Source organism: Bradyrhizobium genosp. A (assembly GCF_049949275.1).
GTDB lineage: Bacteria > Pseudomonadota > Alphaproteobacteria > Rhizobiales > Xanthobacteraceae > Bradyrhizobium.
This window is the reverse complement of record NZ_CP188196.1, coordinates 6,753,081-6,769,770: the sequence shown is the minus strand read 5'-3', so window position 1 is coordinate 6,769,770 and position 16,690 is coordinate 6,753,081. Positions and strand designations below refer to the sequence as shown.

General features: G+C 63.4%; 19 protein-coding genes and 1 pseudogene. 15 read left to right on the top strand and 5 right to left on the bottom strand.

The features are described from left to right. Window position 1: 1 nt before the first annotated feature. The 11 genes from ACP2YP_RS31760 (at window position 2) to ACP2YP_RS31710 (ending at window position 7,412) form a co-directional block, all read left to right on the top strand. A complete protein-coding gene (locus ACP2YP_RS31760; protein WP_426420148.1) occupies window positions 2-1,048 on the top strand; it encodes a flagellar hook-associated family protein in 1,047 nt (348 codons plus the stop codon). 61 nt (window positions 1,049-1,109) lie between these two features. Beyond that, complete coding sequence (flaF, locus tag ACP2YP_RS31755; protein WP_426420147.1) at window positions 1,110-1,454, top strand: flagellar biosynthesis regulator FlaF; 345 nt, start codon at window positions 1,110-1,112, stop codon at window positions 1,452-1,454. Further along, window positions 1,454-1,864 (top strand): flagellar biosynthesis repressor FlbT, encoded by a 411-nt coding sequence (gene flbT / locus ACP2YP_RS31750; protein WP_426420146.1) that lies wholly within the window; start codon window positions 1,454-1,456, stop codon window positions 1,862-1,864. The genes flaF and flbT overlap by 1 nt, the downstream gene beginning before the upstream one ends. 14 nt (window positions 1,865-1,878) lie before the next feature. Then, window positions 1,879-2,298, top strand: a complete 420-nt coding sequence (gene flgD, locus ACP2YP_RS31745) for a flagellar hook assembly protein FlgD (RefSeq protein WP_426420145.1) — start codon at window positions 1,879-1,881, stop codon at window positions 2,296-2,298. Between the two features lie 2 nt (window positions 2,299-2,300). Then, window positions 2,301-2,567 carry a flagellar biosynthesis protein FliQ gene (gene fliQ, locus ACP2YP_RS31740; protein ID WP_200469599.1) on the top strand — a complete coding sequence of 89 codons (267 nt, stop codon included), beginning with the start codon at window positions 2,301-2,303 and terminating at the stop codon, window positions 2,565-2,567. 79 nt (window positions 2,568-2,646) lie between these two features. Further along, window positions 2,647-4,728: a flagellar biosynthesis protein FlhA gene (gene flhA, locus ACP2YP_RS31735; protein ID WP_426420144.1), complete on the top strand. Its 2,082-nt coding sequence runs from the start codon at window positions 2,647-2,649 to the stop codon at window positions 4,726-4,728. Next, the gene (fliR, locus tag ACP2YP_RS31730) at window positions 4,725-5,477 is read left to right on the top strand and encodes a flagellar biosynthesis protein FliR (protein WP_426420143.1); all 753 of its coding nucleotides are present in this window, start codon (window positions 4,725-4,727) and stop codon (window positions 5,475-5,477) included. The genes flhA and fliR overlap by 4 nt, the downstream gene beginning before the upstream one ends. Before the next feature lie 6 nt (window positions 5,478-5,483). Continuing rightward, window positions 5,484-5,903, top strand: a complete 420-nt coding sequence (locus ACP2YP_RS31725) for a hypothetical protein (protein WP_426420142.1) — start codon at window positions 5,484-5,486, stop codon at window positions 5,901-5,903. Further along, on the top strand, window positions 5,900-6,373 hold the full coding sequence (locus tag ACP2YP_RS31720) for a rod-binding protein (protein ID WP_426420141.1): 474 nt from the start codon (window positions 5,900-5,902) through the stop codon (window positions 6,371-6,373). The genes ACP2YP_RS31725 and ACP2YP_RS31720 overlap by 4 nt, the downstream gene beginning before the upstream one ends. 44 nt (window positions 6,374-6,417) lie before the next feature. Next, window positions 6,418-6,957 carry a flagellar biosynthesis protein FlgN gene (locus ACP2YP_RS31715; protein ID WP_426420140.1) on the top strand — a complete coding sequence of 180 codons (540 nt, stop codon included), beginning with the start codon at window positions 6,418-6,420 and terminating at the stop codon, window positions 6,955-6,957. After that, window positions 6,954-7,412 (top strand): hypothetical protein, encoded by a 459-nt coding sequence (locus tag ACP2YP_RS31710; protein ID WP_426420139.1) that lies wholly within the window; start codon window positions 6,954-6,956, stop codon window positions 7,410-7,412. Before ACP2YP_RS31715 ends, ACP2YP_RS31710 begins: the two co-directional genes overlap by 4 nt. Before the next feature lie 220 nt (window positions 7,413-7,632). On the opposite strand, the gene ACP2YP_RS31705 is transcribed toward ACP2YP_RS31710, so the two are convergent. After that, complete coding sequence (locus ACP2YP_RS31705; protein WP_426426329.1) at window positions 7,633-8,403, bottom strand: response regulator transcription factor; 771 nt, start codon at window positions 8,401-8,403, stop codon at window positions 7,633-7,635. 821 nt (window positions 8,404-9,224) lie between these two features. On the opposite strand from ACP2YP_RS31705, the gene ACP2YP_RS31700 reads away from it, so the two are divergent. Next, on the top strand, window positions 9,225-10,157 hold the full coding sequence (locus ACP2YP_RS31700) for a hypothetical protein (protein WP_426420138.1): 933 nt from the start codon (window positions 9,225-9,227) through the stop codon (window positions 10,155-10,157). A gap of 13 nt (window positions 10,158-10,170) precedes the next feature. Here ACP2YP_RS31700 and ACP2YP_RS31695 read toward each other — a convergent pair whose 3' ends face one another. Continuing rightward, window positions 10,171-10,749: a MarR family winged helix-turn-helix transcriptional regulator gene (locus ACP2YP_RS31695; protein WP_426420137.1), complete on the bottom strand. Its 579-nt coding sequence runs from the start codon at window positions 10,747-10,749 to the stop codon at window positions 10,171-10,173. A 748-nt stretch (window positions 10,750-11,497) separates the two neighbouring features. Between ACP2YP_RS31695 and ACP2YP_RS31690 the strand changes: the two genes are divergently transcribed. Continuing rightward, the gene (locus tag ACP2YP_RS31690) at window positions 11,498-12,385 is read left to right on the top strand and encodes a dienelactone hydrolase family protein (RefSeq protein ID WP_426420136.1); all 888 of its coding nucleotides are present in this window, start codon (window positions 11,498-11,500) and stop codon (window positions 12,383-12,385) included. A gap of 40 nt (window positions 12,386-12,425) precedes the next feature. On the opposite strand, the gene ACP2YP_RS31685 is transcribed toward ACP2YP_RS31690, so the two are convergent. Together ACP2YP_RS31685 and ACP2YP_RS31680 are read right to left on the bottom strand one after the other, a co-directional pair. Further along, window positions 12,426-13,274 (bottom strand): SDR family oxidoreductase, encoded by an 849-nt coding sequence (locus tag ACP2YP_RS31685; RefSeq protein WP_426420135.1) that lies wholly within the window; start codon window positions 13,272-13,274, stop codon window positions 12,426-12,428. Between the two features lie 100 nt (window positions 13,275-13,374). Then, complete coding sequence (locus tag ACP2YP_RS31680; RefSeq protein ID WP_426408943.1) at window positions 13,375-13,782, bottom strand: nuclear transport factor 2 family protein; 408 nt, start codon at window positions 13,780-13,782, stop codon at window positions 13,375-13,377. 138 nt (window positions 13,783-13,920) lie between these two features. Here ACP2YP_RS31680 and ACP2YP_RS31675 point away from each other — a divergent pair. Both ACP2YP_RS31675 and uxuA read left to right on the top strand, forming a co-directional pair. Then, window positions 13,921-14,391 (top strand): annotated as a pseudogene (locus ACP2YP_RS31675) (zinc-binding dehydrogenase); the annotation flags it as partial. A 14-nt stretch (window positions 14,392-14,405) separates the two neighbouring features. Continuing rightward, window positions 14,406-15,596: a mannonate dehydratase gene (gene uxuA, locus ACP2YP_RS31670; protein ID WP_426420134.1), complete on the top strand. Its 1,191-nt coding sequence runs from the start codon at window positions 14,406-14,408 to the stop codon at window positions 15,594-15,596. Between the two features lie 116 nt (window positions 15,597-15,712). Here the strand turns inward: uxuA and ACP2YP_RS31665 are convergent, their stop codons facing one another. Next, entirely contained in the window at window positions 15,713-16,651 is a 939-nt protein-coding gene (locus tag ACP2YP_RS31665; RefSeq protein WP_426420133.1) for a LysR family transcriptional regulator, read from the bottom strand. Between the last annotated feature and the right edge of the window lie 39 nt (window positions 16,652-16,690).

Sequence of the window (16,690 nt, the reverse complement as noted above, 5' to 3'; positions counted from 1 at the left end):
CATGATGAGCGCCAACTACATTTCCACCCTGATGTTGTCCTCGTCGTTGAGGTATTCGATCACGAACAACCAGGCTGCGCTGAGCAAGGCGTCGACGGAGGCTACCACCGGCCGCTTCGCCGATGTCGGCCTCGAGCTCGGTGCCACGACGGGAGGCGACGTCACCCTGCGGGCGGACATGAGCTTCGCCGACCAGCTGGTCGATACCAACGGGCTCGTCTCGGGACGCCTGGACGTGACCCAGAACCGCATCACGCAGCTCAGCTCGACCGCAACGGACTTCCTCAAGGACTTGATCGCGGCCCGCAGCACCGACGGCGGCGGGCGGATCATCCTGCCGCCCGCGTCCTCCAACCTCCAGGATCTGATCGGCGCGTTGAACATCTCCTATAACGGCTCGTATCTGTTCTCGGGCATCAACACGCAGAACCAGCCGATCACGGCTTACGCCGCCGGCTCGGCCAGCAAGAACCAGGTCGATAGCGATTTTCTTTCGACCTTCGGCTTCTCGCAATCCTCGGCCAGCGTGAGCAGCATTACGCCTGCTCAAATGCAGAGCTTCCTCAACACCAGCTTCGACGCCGAGTTCGCGAGCCCGGCCTGGAACACCAACTGGTCATCGGCCACCGACCAGGTCATGCAAAGCCGCATCTCCACGACCGAGATCGCAGACACCTCCGTCAGCGCCAACCAGACCGGCTTCCGCAAGCTTGCCGAGGCCTATACGATGATGGCCGATCTCGGGAATGCGAACCTGAATCAGTCGACGTTCCAGGTCGTCGTAGACAAGGCCATCGGCCTCGTCGGTAGCGCCATTACCGACCTCGCTACGCTCGGCGGCAGCGTCGGCACGGTCCAGCAGCGGCTCACCACCGCGACCGACAAGCTCAAGACCCAGAAGGACATTCTGAACAATCAGATCGTCGGCATGGAGAAGGTCGATCCGACGGAAGCGTCGGTGCGCGTCAATGCGCTGCAGACCCAGATCCAGACGGCGCTCGCGCTCACCTCGCGGCTCCAGAAGATCAGCCTCATCAACTATCTCTGAGCCTGAGCGGCGGTCGCGTTCGCCTTTAGTTTCTTGCAATTTTCTGCGCAGAGTTGTCCGGATGACTTTTGAAGCCTACGAAACGGTCGTTGAAGACAGCGGCTACGAGGCGCGGGGGCGCGAGCGCCAGGCGCTCAGCCTCGGCATCGACCGGCTGGAGCGGCTCCAGAACGAGCACCACAGCAGGGAGGATCAGGTCCAGAGCCTGCTCTACGTCCGGCGGCTGTGGACCATCTTCATCGAGGATCTCGCGCATCCGGAGAACGGACTGCCCGAACAGCTGCGCGCGGACATCATCTCGATCGGCCTGTGGGTCGTCAAGGAAGCCGATCGCCTTCGCGAAGAACAATCGAACGACGTGATGCAGCTCGTCGAAATCAACCGCATGATCCGAGACGCGCTTTAATGAAGATTTCCTTGCGGGCGGGCGAACGGGTCTACATCAACGGCGCGGTGCTGCGCGTGGACCGCAAGGTCTCGCTCGAGCTCGTCAACGACGTGATGTTCCTGCTCGAGGGGCAGGTCATGCAGGCCTCCGACGCCACAACGGCGATGCGCCAGCTCTATTTCATCGTCCAGCTCATGCTGATGAACCCGACGGATATCGCCGCCGCCGCTTCGCTCTATGGGCAGCACCACGCGGCCCTGCTCGCTTTGTGCGAGAACCGCGAGATGCTGAACGGGCTCGCCGCGATCGACGAGATGGTCGGCGGGACCCGCTACTTCGAGGCACTCAAGCGGATCCGGGCGCTGTTTCCCCTGGAGCAGGCGATCCTCGCCGGCGCCACCACCGAATCCCCAATCAAGGCTGCCTGACAGCGGAGAGGCACATGAACGTCCCCAGCGCGACCGATACCACCGGCACCAATTCGACCAACTCGCCCTCGTCCACCAATTCGACGTCGAAAAACACCGTCGACTACAACACGTTTCTCCAGCTCCTCATCGCCGAGATGAAGAACCAGGATCCGACCAATCCGATGGATACGTCGCAATACATGAGCCAGTTTGCCCAGCTGTCGTCGGTCGAGCAGGCGATGCAGACCAATACGAAGCTGGATTCGCTACTGTCCTCACAGGCGCTGTCGCAGGCGGACGGGCTGATCGGGAAGAACGTCAGCTTCACCGACTCGACCGGAGCGACGTTCACCGGCAAGGTCGCCTCGATCTCCATCAACAGCAATGGCTCCGTCGCGACCCTCGATGACGGCACCAAGGTCGCGGTCGGCCCCGGCCTCACGATCAGCTAGCCATGAACGAGCGGGACGCCCTCGACATCGTCCAGGCGGCGATCTGGACCATCCTCGTGGCCTGCGGACCCGCGGTCGGCGCGGGGATGCTGGTCGGCATCGGTATCGCGCTGATCCAGGCGCTGACCCAGATCCAGGAGGCGACGCTGACCTTCGTTCCGAAGATCGTCGTCATCCTCGTGGTCGTGGCCGTCTCCGGCTCCTTCATCGGCGCGCATATCTCCACCTTCACCGAGATGGTCTATTCGCGGATCGAGCACGGCTTCTGATCCGCGGAACGTTCCGGCCACCACCCCCGCGTAAGCTTTGCGGGGCAAATTGCAGGGCGGACCCCGCTGCCGGTGACCTATGGCCGATACTTTAGCTGCTAGCCTGCCCAACCCGCGACGCTTCGGCGCGGACGCCTTCTTCGCGGGCGGTATCGTGGCCATGCTCACGATCCTGTTCCTGCCGATACCCCCGATCCTGATCGACCTTGGCCTTGCCTTCTCGATTGCGCTGTCGGCCCTGATCCTGATGGTCGCGCTGTGGATTCAGCGGCCGCTCGACTTCTCCGCCTTCCCGACCGTGCTGCTGATCGCGACGATCCTGCGCCTGGCGCTGAACGTTGCGACGACCCGCCTGATCCTGTCACGCGGCGGGGAGGGCGAACAGGCTGCGGGCCATGTCGTCGCCGGCTTCTCGAAGTTCGTCATGGGTGGCGACTTCGTCATCGGCCTGATCATCTTCGCGATCCTGGTCACCGTGAATTTCGTCGTGATCACCAAGGGCGCGACCCGTATCGCCGAAGTCGGCGCCCGCTTCACCCTGGACGCCATCCCGGGCAAGCAGATGGCGATCGACGCGGACCTGTCGGCGGGCCTGATCGACGACAAGGAAGCTCAGCGTCGGCGCCGCGAGCTCGAAGAGGAAAGCTCCTTCTTCGGCGCGATGGACGGTGCCTCGAAATTCGTCCGCGGCGATGCCATCGCCGGCCTGATCATCACTGCGATCAACATCTTCGGCGGTATCATCATCGGCGTCACCCATCACGGTCTGACGCTGTCGCGCGCTGCCGACGTCTACACCAAGCTCTCCGTCGGCGACGGTCTGGTTACGCAGATGCCGGCACTGATCGTGTCGCTTTCGGCGGGCCTCCTGGTCTCCAAGGGCGGCACCAGGGGGTCGGCGGAGCAGGCAGTGTTGCGGCAGCTCGGCGGCTACCCGCGCGCGGTGTCGGCGGCCTCGTTGATGATGTTCGTGCTCGCCTTGATGCCGGGGCTGCCGATGGGGCCGTTCGTGCTCCTGGGCGGAGTCATGGCCTTTGTCGGCTACTCGCTGCCGAGGCGGCAAGCGGCTGCGCAGCAGAAGGAGGCGGCGCGCAAGGCGGAAGAGCGTGCGCAGAGCGATGCCAAGGAATCCGTCAAGGAGTCGCTCAAGACGGCCGAGATCGAGCTGTCGCTCGGCAGCCATCTGTCGGTCCACCTGCTCGGCTCGCGCAACGAGCTTGCCCACCGCGTCAGCAAGATCCGCAAGAAGTTTGCCAAGCAGTACGGTTTCGTCGTTCCCGAGATCAAGCTGTCGGACAATTTGTCGATCGACCCCAAGGGCTACCAGATCCGGATCCACGATACCCGCGTCGCCCATGGCGAGCTCAGGATCGGCGAGGTGATGGTGCTGGTGGACAAGGACGGCAAGCCTGACGTGCCCGGCGACGAGGTGATCGAGCCCGCGTTCGGCATGAAGGCGCTGTGGGTGACCGAAGCCTTCACCGACGAGGTCAAGCGGCAGGGCTGCAAGCCGGTCGATAATCTGTCGGTGCTGCTCACGCATCTGAGCGAGGTGCTCAGGGCGAACCTCTCCCAGCTGCTGTCCTACAAGGACATGCGCGGACTGCTTGACCGGCTCGAGCCGGAGTACAAGCGCCTGGTCGACGATCTCTGTCCGTCCCAGATCTCCTATTCGGGCCTGCTGGCGATCCTGAAGATCCTGCTGGGTGAGCGGGTGTCGATCCGGAATCTTCATCTGATCCTCGAGGCGATCGCCGAGATCGCGCCTCATGTGCGGCGGTCCGAGCAGGTCGCCGAGCACGTGCGCATGCGCCTGGCCCAGCAGATCTGCGGCGACCTCTCCGACAATGGCGTGCTCAACGTCCTTCGCCTCGGCAACCGCTGGGATCTCGCCTTCCACCAGAGCCTGAAGCGCGATGGCAAGGGCGACGTCGTCGAGTTCGACGCCGACCCGCGGCTGATCGAACAGTTCGCGACCGAAGCCAGCGCCGCGATCCGGAAATTCACCGAGGACGGCACCAGCGTGGTGCTGGCGGTGACCCCGGAAGCCCGCCCTTATGTCCGCATGATCCTGGAACGGGTGTTCCCGACATTGCCGATCCTGTCGCATGTCGAGGTCGCTCGCAGCGCCGAGATCCGGGCGCTCGGAGCCATCTCGTGATCAGCGGCCTCGCCGACAACGTGCTCGCTACGTTCATCGTGTTCTGCCGTATCGGCTCTTGCCTGATGCTGGTGCCCGGCTATTCCAGCACGAACGTTCCGCCGCAGATCCGCCTGTTCGTCGCGCTTGTCACGACGTTCGCACTGTCGCCGATTCTGGTCGGGGTCCTGAAGCCGCTCGTGGACGATGCACCACCGCTGACGCTCGCGCTGCTGATCGGCACCGAATTGCTGGTCGGCAGCGTCATCGGTCTCGGCGGGCGCGTGTTCTTCCTCGCGCTTCAGACCATGTCCACCGTCATGGCGAGCGCGATCGGGCTCAGCAACATCCCAGGCGTGCCGATCGGCGACAACGATCCGACGCCGGCCTCGGTGCCGCTGATCATGGCCGCGGTCACCACCCTGTTCTTCCTGACCGACCAGCATTGGCAGGTCCTGCGCGGGTTGATGAACTCCTACGACGTCTGGCATCCCGGTGAGAAGCTGAGCGGCGAGATGGCGCTGAATCAGCTCACGAGCCGCCTCACCGACGCGTTCGTGCTGACGCTGCGGATCACCAGCCCCTTCATCGTCTATTCTGTCATCGTCAATTTTTCGGTCGGCCTCATCAACAAGCTGACGCCGTCGATCGCGGTCTATTTCGTCTCGGTGCCGTTCGTCCTGCTTGGCGGTTTGCTGCTGCTCTACCTCACCAGCGACGAGTTGTTGACGCAGTTCATGCTCGGCATGTCGTCCTGGCTGGCGGGATGACGGGCCATGACCTCGCGCGCGGACAAGCTCGGTCGGATCGTCTCGCTGGTGAAGCTTCAGCTCCGGCTGTCCGAATGGCAGCTCGCGCAATTGCGGCAGCAGGAGCAGACCATGCAGGATGAGCAGGCGTGGCTGGTCGGGACTCTGAACGAGGGAAAACCGCCGGCCGGGTCCTCGAGCGAGTCGCTTGCGAGGCGCCTCAACAGGACGACCGTCGGCGCGCGCGCCGTGCAGGAGCGTGCTGCGATGCAGCTCGACAAGATCCGTTCGGAGAACCGGCGCGTGAAACAGCTCGAGGAGGTCGCCAAGGTGGCGCTGGCCGAAAAGCTGCGCGACGCCGAGAAGCGCTCGCTTGAGGAAATGACGGGGACACATGCGGCCGTGCGCGATTTGACGCCACGGCCAGCCAGCCGGAACAAGACATGATCGTGACAGCGACACCCGACCTCGTCCTCGACGTCCTCGACGCCGCCGATCCGGTGGCGCAGCGCGCCGCGACCGCGAAGCTCGACGCGCTGAAATCGTCGGGCGCCGATTTCGCCGCGACGATGGATGCCGAGGCCAGCAAGGCGGCGGCGGCCGATCAATCCGCCGCAAAGGTGGCGGAAGCGCAGTCCGGGGTGGTGAACGGGCCGCCGGTGCAGGTGATCAAGAAGCTCGGCCCGGACGAGGTCTATCGCAAGTTCGAGGCGTTCATCCTCCAGACCTTCGTCGAGACGATGCTGCCGAAGGAGTCGGAGGATGTGTTCGGCAAGGGCACCGCCGGCGGCGTCTGGAAATCGATGCTGGCCGAGCAGCTCGGCGCCCAGCTCGCGAAGGGCAAGGGGATCGGAATTGCCAAGCAGCTCGCGTCCGCGCACCCGGCTGGTCCGGACGTGACGGGCAAATCGGGCTGATGGATCTGGGACATGGGTGACGAAAGTTGAGGGGTGAATTTGCTATGCAGCTAGAACAAGGCGCGACACTTCCGGTGATGGAGCAACCCGGCATTGAACAGCAGGTCTTGGATTCCGACGTGCTGACGGGGGCCGCGCCGGGCGATGCTCTGTTGCCCGTGCTCCTGTCGAATGTCGGTGGCGACACGCCGTTCGACGACGCTGAAGCGGCAAGATTGGAGGCGACGCGGTCCGAGGAGGTCAGTAGCCTGCTATCCGCGATTCGCCGGCTCGAGAACATCGTCGAGGAGGAAACCGTCGCGCTCGCGACCGGACAGAAGGTCGATTTCGACGATTTCAGCATGCGCAAGAGTCGGAGCATGCTGGAATTCGTACGCCTGATGCGGGCTCGGATGCATCTCGGCGGTGAAACCGAGATCACCGAGGAGATCCGGCGGCTGCGCGAGAAGCTCGAGCGAAACCGTTCGCTCCTCGAAATGCATTACGACGCCGTGCGTGAGGTCGCGACCATCATCGTCAGGGCGATCAAGGACGCCGAATCGGACGGCACCTACACCGGTCGCGTAGCGCGGGACGGAAAATGATCAAGCTGGTGCTGGCCGGGCTCTGGGTATGCATCCTCACCGCGGGCACGAGCTATGGCGTGGCCTATTGGAAGGAAAACGGCACCCTGCTGCCCGCAAAAGACGAATATCTCGACGGGCTGCAATACCAGAAGACCCGGGCGCTGAGCATACCCATGGTCGAGAGCGGCGCCGTGCAGGGCTACATCGTCGCGCGCTTCGTCTACACGGTCGAGGCGCGAACCATGCACCAGCTCACCGTTCCGCCTGAGCCGTTCGTCGTGGACGAGGCTTTCCGCAGGATCTACGCTGACGACAAGCTCGATTTCAGGAAGCTCGCCCGCTACGACCTCTCCGTCCTCACCGCCGCGATCAAGCAGCGCGTCAACGAGCGGATGCAGGCCGACATCGTCCAGGACGTGCTGGTCGAGGACTTCAACTACGTCTCCAAGGAAGAATTCCAGCAGAAGCCGTAACGCGCCGTGCCGCGAGGCTGCACCGGCGCAACGACGTTTCTGCCGCTGAAAACAAACCGGCCCCTTGCGGGTGTCTCCGCAGAGGCCGGTGATCGTTTGCGAGTTGTGGCTTAAGGCATGATCCGGAAAAGTGTGCAGCGGCTTTCCGAATGGATCATGCTCAAACAACAGCCTAAAGCGCGATGGCGATTTACCCAAATCGCCATCGCGCTGTAGCGTATCAGTTGCCGGCCGGGTACGCCGCCGGGGCGGCATGTGCCCGGTTCAGGAGGATGCCGACCTCGTCGAGCTCCTGCATCGGCTCGTCGATGGCCTCGTTGGCGGGGATGTTGAGCCGGTATCCGACATAGCGCCGTGCCACGATTGCGTCGAAACCGAGCCGGTCGCGCAGCTTCTTGCGCAGCTTGCTGACGTGGCTTTCGATCACGCTCTCATCGAACGTGGATTCGAAGATGCCGTAGACTGCGTTGAAGATCTGCGTCTTGGTGATCCACTTGCCGTGATTGCTGACCATATACTCGAGAATGCGCAGCTCGCGGCGGGGCAGGGTGAGGGCGTGGCCCGCGATCTCGGGGTCACGTCCGTTGAAGAAGACCTGGATCCTGGTCTCGCAGGGCCTCGGCAGCTCGCCCACCCGGCGTCGCGTGATCGCGGCCGTTCGGGCGAGGATCTCACGCAGGTGAATCGGCACGTGAACCACGTCGTCCACGCCGGATTCAAACAGCTCCAGCGTGTTCTTGAGCATCTTCTGTCCGCTCATGGCGATGATCGGAGCCGTGGACCGCTTACGCATCGCCCGTGGCAGGCTTCCGCGGGCATCGCAGTCCCCCAGAAGGAAGGCATCGACCGCTGCCAGGTCCGATTCGTTCGCGGATTGCAGCCAGTCCCAGAATTCTCCGGAGGAGAAGCCGATCGACGATACGCCCTCGCGAACGAGCCCTCCTACGTAGCTGTTCGTGACGGTCTCGCGATCATCAACGATAATATACATCAGTCTGTCGCCCCTGTTTCGCACTTGCGGCGGCCGGGAGGTTCTTGTGATGCCCCGGCTCGACGCCATGCTGTTTGACGATATTTCCCTCCCGCGAACCGTTGTTATGGTTTCGATGTTCGCGGGCAGCCCTACGCATTCAGTGCCTGCGTGAGCAGGCCTGCTACTTCGACTCGATACTGAACGCTTACTGCGTGAAGCCCGGCGGGTGTCTTACGGATCACCTTGCGGGGCGGATTGAGAAAGCGACCTCGTACAGTTGCGTCACGTTGCTCATCGCGTCCGAACACTACTGAACTCAGTCGTTCTCCTCACCAACGGGTGAGAATCACTTGAGTAGGACCGTAACAATTGCCCATTTCCGATCAAGCGTGCGGAACAAAGCGTTTGCTACGTGTGCTTGATGCTATTGGTTTGTTTCTGGTTGTTTCTTTGTATGTCTTAGCTCATTAGTTGATTTGGTATTCAAACTACTTTTGCACTGTGACGGTTATAAAGTTCCATATGCCCGTAGAAACACAGCTATTTTGGGTAGTGCTGCCGGGCGGCCGCAGGGAGGGGTTTTCAACCCCGGATTGACTCTCCTGGTCCCGCACCCGCCTGCGACAATTCGACTCATGTATGGCGGCGAGACTCCAGCTTGGCGAAATCTTGGCGAGTGTGTGTCTTTCGAGTCGCACTTTCGCCTCGTGCATGACGCGTTGGACTCATTCGATGTCGCATTGTTTGTGACGAACAGATTTTTTTTGATGCGCACGTTTCAGGCAAGCTTCGCGAACTAGCTTCGTTCAACAGATCGAGAACGAACGGAGCATTTTCAAATGTTGTCCGATGGAAAAACGCGTCCCGCCGAAACTGCGGATTTGACCGCAGCGGCGAAGCCGGCTCCGGAAGCGCGCGATACGAAGACCAAGGATGCGCCGCGCGCGGCCAAGCCCGCGTCAGGCGTGAAGCCCGTATCGGCGGCGAGCGACGAAGTTGCAGCCAAAGCGGCGCTCGAGGGATTGAAGCGCATTCGCGCCAAAGCGCGCCTTGATAAGATGGCAATACCAAAGCCTGCGCCGGTGGTAATCAAGCCGGCGGTGATCGTGGCCAAACCGCCGCCGCCGCGTCCGACATGGGTCGCACCGCTCGCGACATTGGCGGTTGCCGCCATCCTGGTGGTCTGCGCCTGCACAGGCGTCATTGCCTATCTCACCACGCAGCCGAGCCAGACCAATGCCGCAGCCAATGCGGAGATCAGGAATCTGCGTGATACCGTCGCACAGCTGCGCAAGCAATTGTCCGGTGTGTCCGAGAATCTCGACGGCCTGCGAGCCGCGGTCGATCAGTCGAGCAAGGCGACCAGCGATCGTTTCGGCCGGTTCGCCGAGAATCTGGATCGCATCGAGCGTGTGAGCTCGTCCTCGACCGCGAAGCTTGACAGGCTCGCCCAGGCCCAGGTCCAGCCGCCGGCTCCCGTTGCTGCGCAGCCGTCGCCGGCGATGCCGATGATGGCTTCGGTCGCAGCACCCGAGATCACGGGGTCGGTGTCTCCGGCTGAACGCAGCTCGGTACCGCGAAAGGCGGTCAAGGGCTGGTCGGTCCGCCAGGCTTATGAAGGCATCGCGATCCTGCAGGGTCCGAGCGGTGTTGTCGAGGCCGTGCTCGGCCAGCAGGTCCCGAATCTCGGTCGCATCGAGGAGATCAGGAACGAGAACGGCCGTCTGGTGGTGGAAACCAGTGGCGGCGTCGTCTACTCAACGCGCAAATGAGCGGCGGACAGCTCTATTGGCGGTGATGCTCGAAGCTGGTGCATAGCAGGTCGATCTCGGCTTCCGCGATCGGCGCACGAAACAGCCGGCAGGTGAATTCGACCGCCGTCTTGTTCTCGGAAGCAGTGCGATCCTCCCGGAGGAAGATGCATCGCTTGCAGACGTCGGTGTGGTGCCGCTGTTCGGCGGCATCCGCCTGATCGAGCACGGTTCGCAAGGTGTCGCGAAAGCGGATCTTGCTGTCGTCATCGAGGACGGCGATGGCCTCGACGAGACCATTGACGGGATCGCGCGCCAGGAACTTCTTGCCCTGCTGCGTCACGCTCAGCGTCACCGAGCGCTTGTCCTTGGCGGAGCGCTTCCGCTCCAGATAGCCGAGGCGCTCGAGCTCGCCGATGATGAACGAGGCGGTGCCGCGCGTGGTGCCGACATAGCTTGCCAGTGCCGAAGGCGTCCTCGAGAACCGGTTGGCACGGGAGAGAAAGCGCAGCGCCATCCACTCGCGATCGCGCATGCCGTGCTTGGTGCCTTCGAACCACAGGATTCGCGCCACCTGTCCCAATAATTCAATTGCTTCGCGAGCCAAATTCATATCGATGCCAGATCGGATAAAGCTTTATTCAATTGAGCGGTTCAGTGCGCAATCGCTGCGGGTCAGAATGAAGCTGTCGAGCTTCGCTCGAAGCGGAAACAATTTGCCGCACTTGGAAGACGCTTCTCCGTTCTGGAGATGGAACATTCGGGAGTGGAACTAGAGCGTCGCGAAGAAAGTTCGAGTAAATATGACGGCTCAACTGATCTGAAAATTTCAGTCAAATGGCGCGGGCTCGCGCTCATATGTCGGGCGGTGTGCTGGGCCTGGGCAACATGATGTGTCGTTACGGCCACGATCGCACCGATTGTTGCGGCGAAACGTTTCGAATTGCGCGAAACCGCGCGCAACCTGAAACCGTGATGGCGCCGCGGGCAACGGGAGAACCCCTTTTTTCGGTTAATGGATGTTGCGACGCAATGCGGTCACGCGGTTAAATCGGGCACACAATCACCGGGAAATTCGAGAGTGTCGTTGGGAAACGGGCAAGCCAAGCCTTTCCAATCCGAGCCTTTCCAATCCAAGCCTTTCCAATCCAAGCCTCTCCAAGCAAAGCCGTTCAGCGTCAAGCGCACGGCAATGGCCGCCACCGTCGGCAACATGCTCGAGAGACTGCGCCGGTGAAGCGGCGCGATCGCCGGATCTGAAGGGTCCGGCGCTCGCAGGCTGGTGATTTGCGTTTCGCCGGCAATTATTGGCGAATGCGTCGCCTGAAGGATCAGGGCTAGGCATCAGGAAGGACCAACGGATGAGGATTGAAACCACCATGACAGCTGACGTCGTCGGGCTGACGAAAGTCGCCCCGGTTTCGCGTCGCGGATTCATGAGCGCCACCGCGGCCGTTGCTGCGGGCTACACGCTTGCGGCGGGTCCCGTCCGCGCCGAGGTGATCACGACCGACACCAGCGGCCTCCAGGCCGGAGATGCCAAGATCAAGGTCGGTTCCGAGGAGATGCCGGCCTATTTCGCCCGTCCCGCCGGCAACACCAAGGCGCCGGTGATCATCGTCGCGATGGAGATTTTTGGCCTGCACGAATACATCAAGGACGTGACGCGGCGCCTCGCCAAGCTCGGCGCCTTCGCCGTCGCGCCCGACTATTACTTCCGCAAAGGCACCGATCTCACCAAGATCACCGACATCAAGGACCTCTTGCCGGTCGTCAACGCCAAGCCGGACGCCGAGCTGCTGTCCGATCTCGACGCGACGGTGGCCTGGGCGGGATCGCAGGGCGGCGACACCGCGAAGCTCGGCATCATCGGGTTCTGCCGCGGCGGCCGCACGGTCTGGGAATATGCCGCCCATAACGGCACGCTCAAGGCCGGCGTTGCCTTCTACGGTCCGCCGGTTGACGCGCCCAATCCGCTCTGGCCGAAGAGCCCGTTGCAGCTCGCCCCCGAGATGAAGGCGCCGGTGCTCGGCCTCTATGGCGGCGCCGACACCGGCATCCCCGTGGCCCAGGTCGAGCAGCTCAAGGCGGCGCTTGAGCAGAACAAGAAGACGGCCGAATTCAAGATCTATCCGGAAGCGCCGCACGGCTTCCATGCAGACTATCGCGGCAGCTATCGCAAGGACGCCGCGGAAGACGCCTGGAAGCAGGCGCAGGCCTGGTTCAAGAAATACGGCGTGCTGAGCTGACGCTGAATATCAAAGGGCGGCGGGGGCATCGGCGTGCCCTTTATCGTCCGTCGCCCGCACGCCACAGCGCATCGAGGCCATGCCGATAGGTCGGATAGGCCAGCGTGATGCCGAGTTCGCGCTTCAGCTTTGCGTTGGAGACGCGGGCGCTGCTGGAATAGAAGCTGCGCGCCATCGCCGACATCTCGGCGGTCGCGAAGGCTTCTTCGGCCGGCGGGGCGATGCCCATCAGCTGCGCGGCGTAGGCGATCACGTCCTGCGGCGGTGCGGGCTCGTCGTCGCAGACATTCCAGATGCCGCTGCTGTTGTGGTTGATCGCGGCGACGATGGCGCTGGCGATATCGTCGACATGGATGCGGTTGAAGACCTGGCCGGGCTTGATGATGCGGCGTGCCGTGCCGCTGCGAAGCGTCACCAGCGCGTTGCGGCCGGGACCGTAGATGCCGGCAAGCCGCAGGATCGCGACATTGCCGTGCGCCGTCTCCGTCCAGGCCTGCTCGGCCGCGACCCGCATCCGCGCTCGCTCGAGGGAGGGCTGTGGCGGCGTACTCTCGTCAACCCATCCGCCGGCGTGGTCGCCATAGACGCCGATAGTTGAGAGGTAGACGACCTTGCGATGGCCCGCCGCCAGCACGTCGCCGAGCGCCGTGAGTGCGGGATCGCCGCCGTTGCCGGGCGGGATCGATATCAGAAGGACATCGGCATCGCGGATACGTTTGACCGTGACGTCAGCCGGACGGCTGCCGGAAAAGCCATGCACCTCGATCCCCGCGAGGTCGTCCCGCTTCGCGGGATCGCGCACCGTACCGGTGACATGCGAGTAGCTGCCGCCGAATTTGCGGACGAAATGCCGGGCGCTATAGCCGAGGCCGAGGATGAAGAGCCGCATGCGTCTCCCGTGCAGGTCGGAGTTTCCCGTTCGCGCCAGCCGCGCATCCCCAAACAGAAAACCGAAAAACAACCCCATGCACAGTAGAACGCGGTCGCGGTCAGTGCACCCTGTGACTTGCTCTATCGTCCTCAGCCTGCTCGACAATCTGCGCGATCGGGCTCGATTGGTGATGGACCAGCCGCCAGCCGTCGCCGACGCGCCGAAAATGGTTGGCGGCGGCCAAGGCGGTGCCGTCGACGATCTCGATGCAGAGTACGCGCGCACTGTCGCCGTCGACGATCGCCTGCGGCTCGGCGCAGACGATCTGCGGCCGCTCGGGGTTCTGCAGGATATCGCGCCAGCTTCCGATCACGGTGGCATGGCCGACGATCGCGGGCCAGCCGGGATGAATGCAGGAAATGGCGTCGTCATCCGCCCACATCCGCTTCATCTCGTCAAAATCGCCCGTCGAAAAGGCGGCGTAAAAAGCCGCGTTCGCAGCGATGACCTTGTTGTCCTTTGCCATGCCTCTCGGGTGGGCCAACGGCCGGCAAAAATCAAGCGCGACTTCAGTCCGACTTTGGACGCAGTGCAGCATTGCTGCCCACTTTATGATCACGCCAAAACGAGCGTCTCCACCGCGCGCCGCGCACCTTGTGTATAAAGACGGGCGAGCGCCGATATCACGGTGGCTGACATCGCGCCGACCCCGCTCGCCTTCGCGACCCGGCTCGGTGCGTCGCTTGTCGAGAACGTCGCAAACGGTGAAGAGGGCCTGAAGGCGCAAGCCGCCTCGCGTCCCTACGACGTCGCGTTCGAAGTCTCGGGCACGGCCGCTGGTCTTGCCAGCGCCATCGGCATTGTCAGGCGCGGCGGTGTTGTCGTGCAGATCGGCAATCTGCCGGGTGGCCAGATTCCGACGCCGTCGAATGCGGTGATGGCGAAGGAGATCGACCTGCGCGGCTCGTTCCGCTTTGGGCTCGAGTTCATGACCGCGGTGGAACTGATCGGCGCGGGCCGCGTCGACGTGCTGCCGCTGGTGACTGCCGAGCGGCCGCTGTCGACCGCGCCGGCCGCGTTGCGGCTGGCACTCGACCGGTCGCAGAGCGTCAAGGTCGTGCTGACCGCGAACTGATTGGGAGAACGCGCATGATGTTAGAGGGATGGCGCTGGTACGGGCCCGATGATCCCGTGTCCTTGGACGATGTCAGGCAGGCCGGGGCGACCGATATCGTCTCGGCGCTGCATCAGGTCCCGATTGGCGAGGCCTGGACGCGCAAGGCGGTCGAGGAGCGCAAGAATTTCATCGAGCACGGCCAGTCCGGCCGCTCGCAGCTGACCTGGTCGGTGGTGGAATCGATTCCGATCCCCGACGACGTCAAGCGCCTCGGGGCCGAGGCAACGCAGTCGATCGATGCGTGGATCGCGAGCCTGGAGGCGGTGGCCGCCTCCGGCATCAAGACCATTTGCTACAATTTCATGCCTGTGGTCGACTGGTGCCGGACCGATCTGGAATGGGAACTGCCGAACGGCGCCCGCGCCATGCGCTTCGACCAGGACCGCTTTGCGGCCTTCGAGCTGCATATCCTCAGGCGCCCCGCCGCCGTGCAGGACTATTCGCCGGAGCAGCAGGCGCGGGCGACAGCGCTGTTCGACAAGATGAGCCAGGCGGACATCGACTATCTCATCATGGCGATCGCCAGCGCGCTGCCGGGCTCGACCACCGAGCCGATGACCATCCCGCAATTCCGTGATCGTCTGGAGACCTATCGCGACATCACGCCAAAAATCCTGCGGCAGCATCTCGCCGAGTTCCTGGCACGTGTCGCGCCCGTCGCCGAGCAGCTCGGCGTCTCGCTGGCGCTGCATCCGGACGATCCGCCGCGTCCGCTGTTCGGGCTGCCGCGCGTTGCCTCGACCGCGGACGATTACCAGGCGCTGTTCGATGCGGTGCCGTCCAAGGCCAACGGCATCTGCCTGTGCACCGGCTCGCTCGGCGTGCGCGCAGAGAACAATCTGCCTGCGATGGCCGAACGCTTTGGCCCGCGCATCGCCTTTGCGCATCTGCGTGCGACCAAGCGCGAGGCCGACGGTCTGACGTTCTACGAGTCCGATCATCTCGATGGCGATGTCGACATGGTCGCGGTGCTGAAGGCGCTGCTGAAAGAGAACGCGCGGCGCTCGCCGGACAAGCAAATCGTCTTCCGCCCCGACCACGGTCACCGCATGCTCGATGATCTCGCCGCCACCAAGCGCACCAATCCCGGCTATACTGCAATCGGCCGCCTCCGCGGCCTCGCCGAGCTCCGCGGCGCGATCCGCGCGATCGAGCATCAATAGAGGCCAAAGCCCTCTCCACACCGTCATTGCGAGCGCAGCGAAGCAATCCAGAATCCCTCCGCGGAAAGACTCTGGATTGCTTCGCTACGCTCGCAATGACGAGGAGGGAGGGGGCTTCAATAGCAGGCCGCCTTCGCGCCGAGCTTCGGATAGAGCTTGTCGATCGCCGCGATCTCGCCTTGCATCTGCGTGATGATCCAGTCGCGGATCTCGGCGGCGATGGGGCGCATCGGCCGGTTGCGCGGCGGCAGGAATTCGCAGATGCGGCGCGTGGTGGTGAGCCTGTCGGACGCCGGCACCAGCGCGCCGGTCAATAACCAGTGCGAGGCGACCGTCAGCCAGCCGAGCGCGATACCCTGGCCGAGTAGCGCGGCCTGCACCACGACGGCATAATCGGTGAAGCTCAGCGCCTTGGCGGCGCCGCGGCGGCCGGTGAGCAGCGACGAATAATCCGCGGCCCAGTCGCCCGGCGTCTCGGCGAGGCGGATGATGGTGTTGCCCTCGGAGGGATCGGTCTCGCCGAGATAGCCGGGGCTGCACATCGGCAGCATGACCTCTTTCATCACCAGCGTGCCGCCGGACGACGGCTCGTCGCGATCGCGGAAGCGCATGCCGAGGTCGACATTCTCGACCGCCCCGCGCAGCGCGCCGGAGATCAGCTGGAAGCGCAGATCGATCTGCGGAAACTGCCGCTGCAGCTTGTCGATGCGCGGCATCAGCCAATGCGTGGTGAAGGCGGAGGAGACCGACAGCGTCACCGTCTCGGTGCCCTTGCGGCGCCGCTCGATTTCGGTGAGACCCGTCTCGATGCTGCGAAAGCCTTCGAGCACGCGGCGATACAAGAGTTCGCCTTCCTCGGTGAGCACTGCACGCCCGGCTTTGCGGTCGAACAGGCGGACGCCGAGATGCTCCTCGAACTGGCCGAGCATGCGGCTCACCGCGGGCTGCGTGACGTTCAATTCGGCGGCGGCCGCCGTGAAGCTACCATTGCGCGCTGCTGCGTCGAAGACGAACAGGGCGTTACTGGAGGGCAGCATCCGGCGCAGCTCTGGCATAACGTCATGTTATGATCGCGGTGAGAATTTGGCAATTGC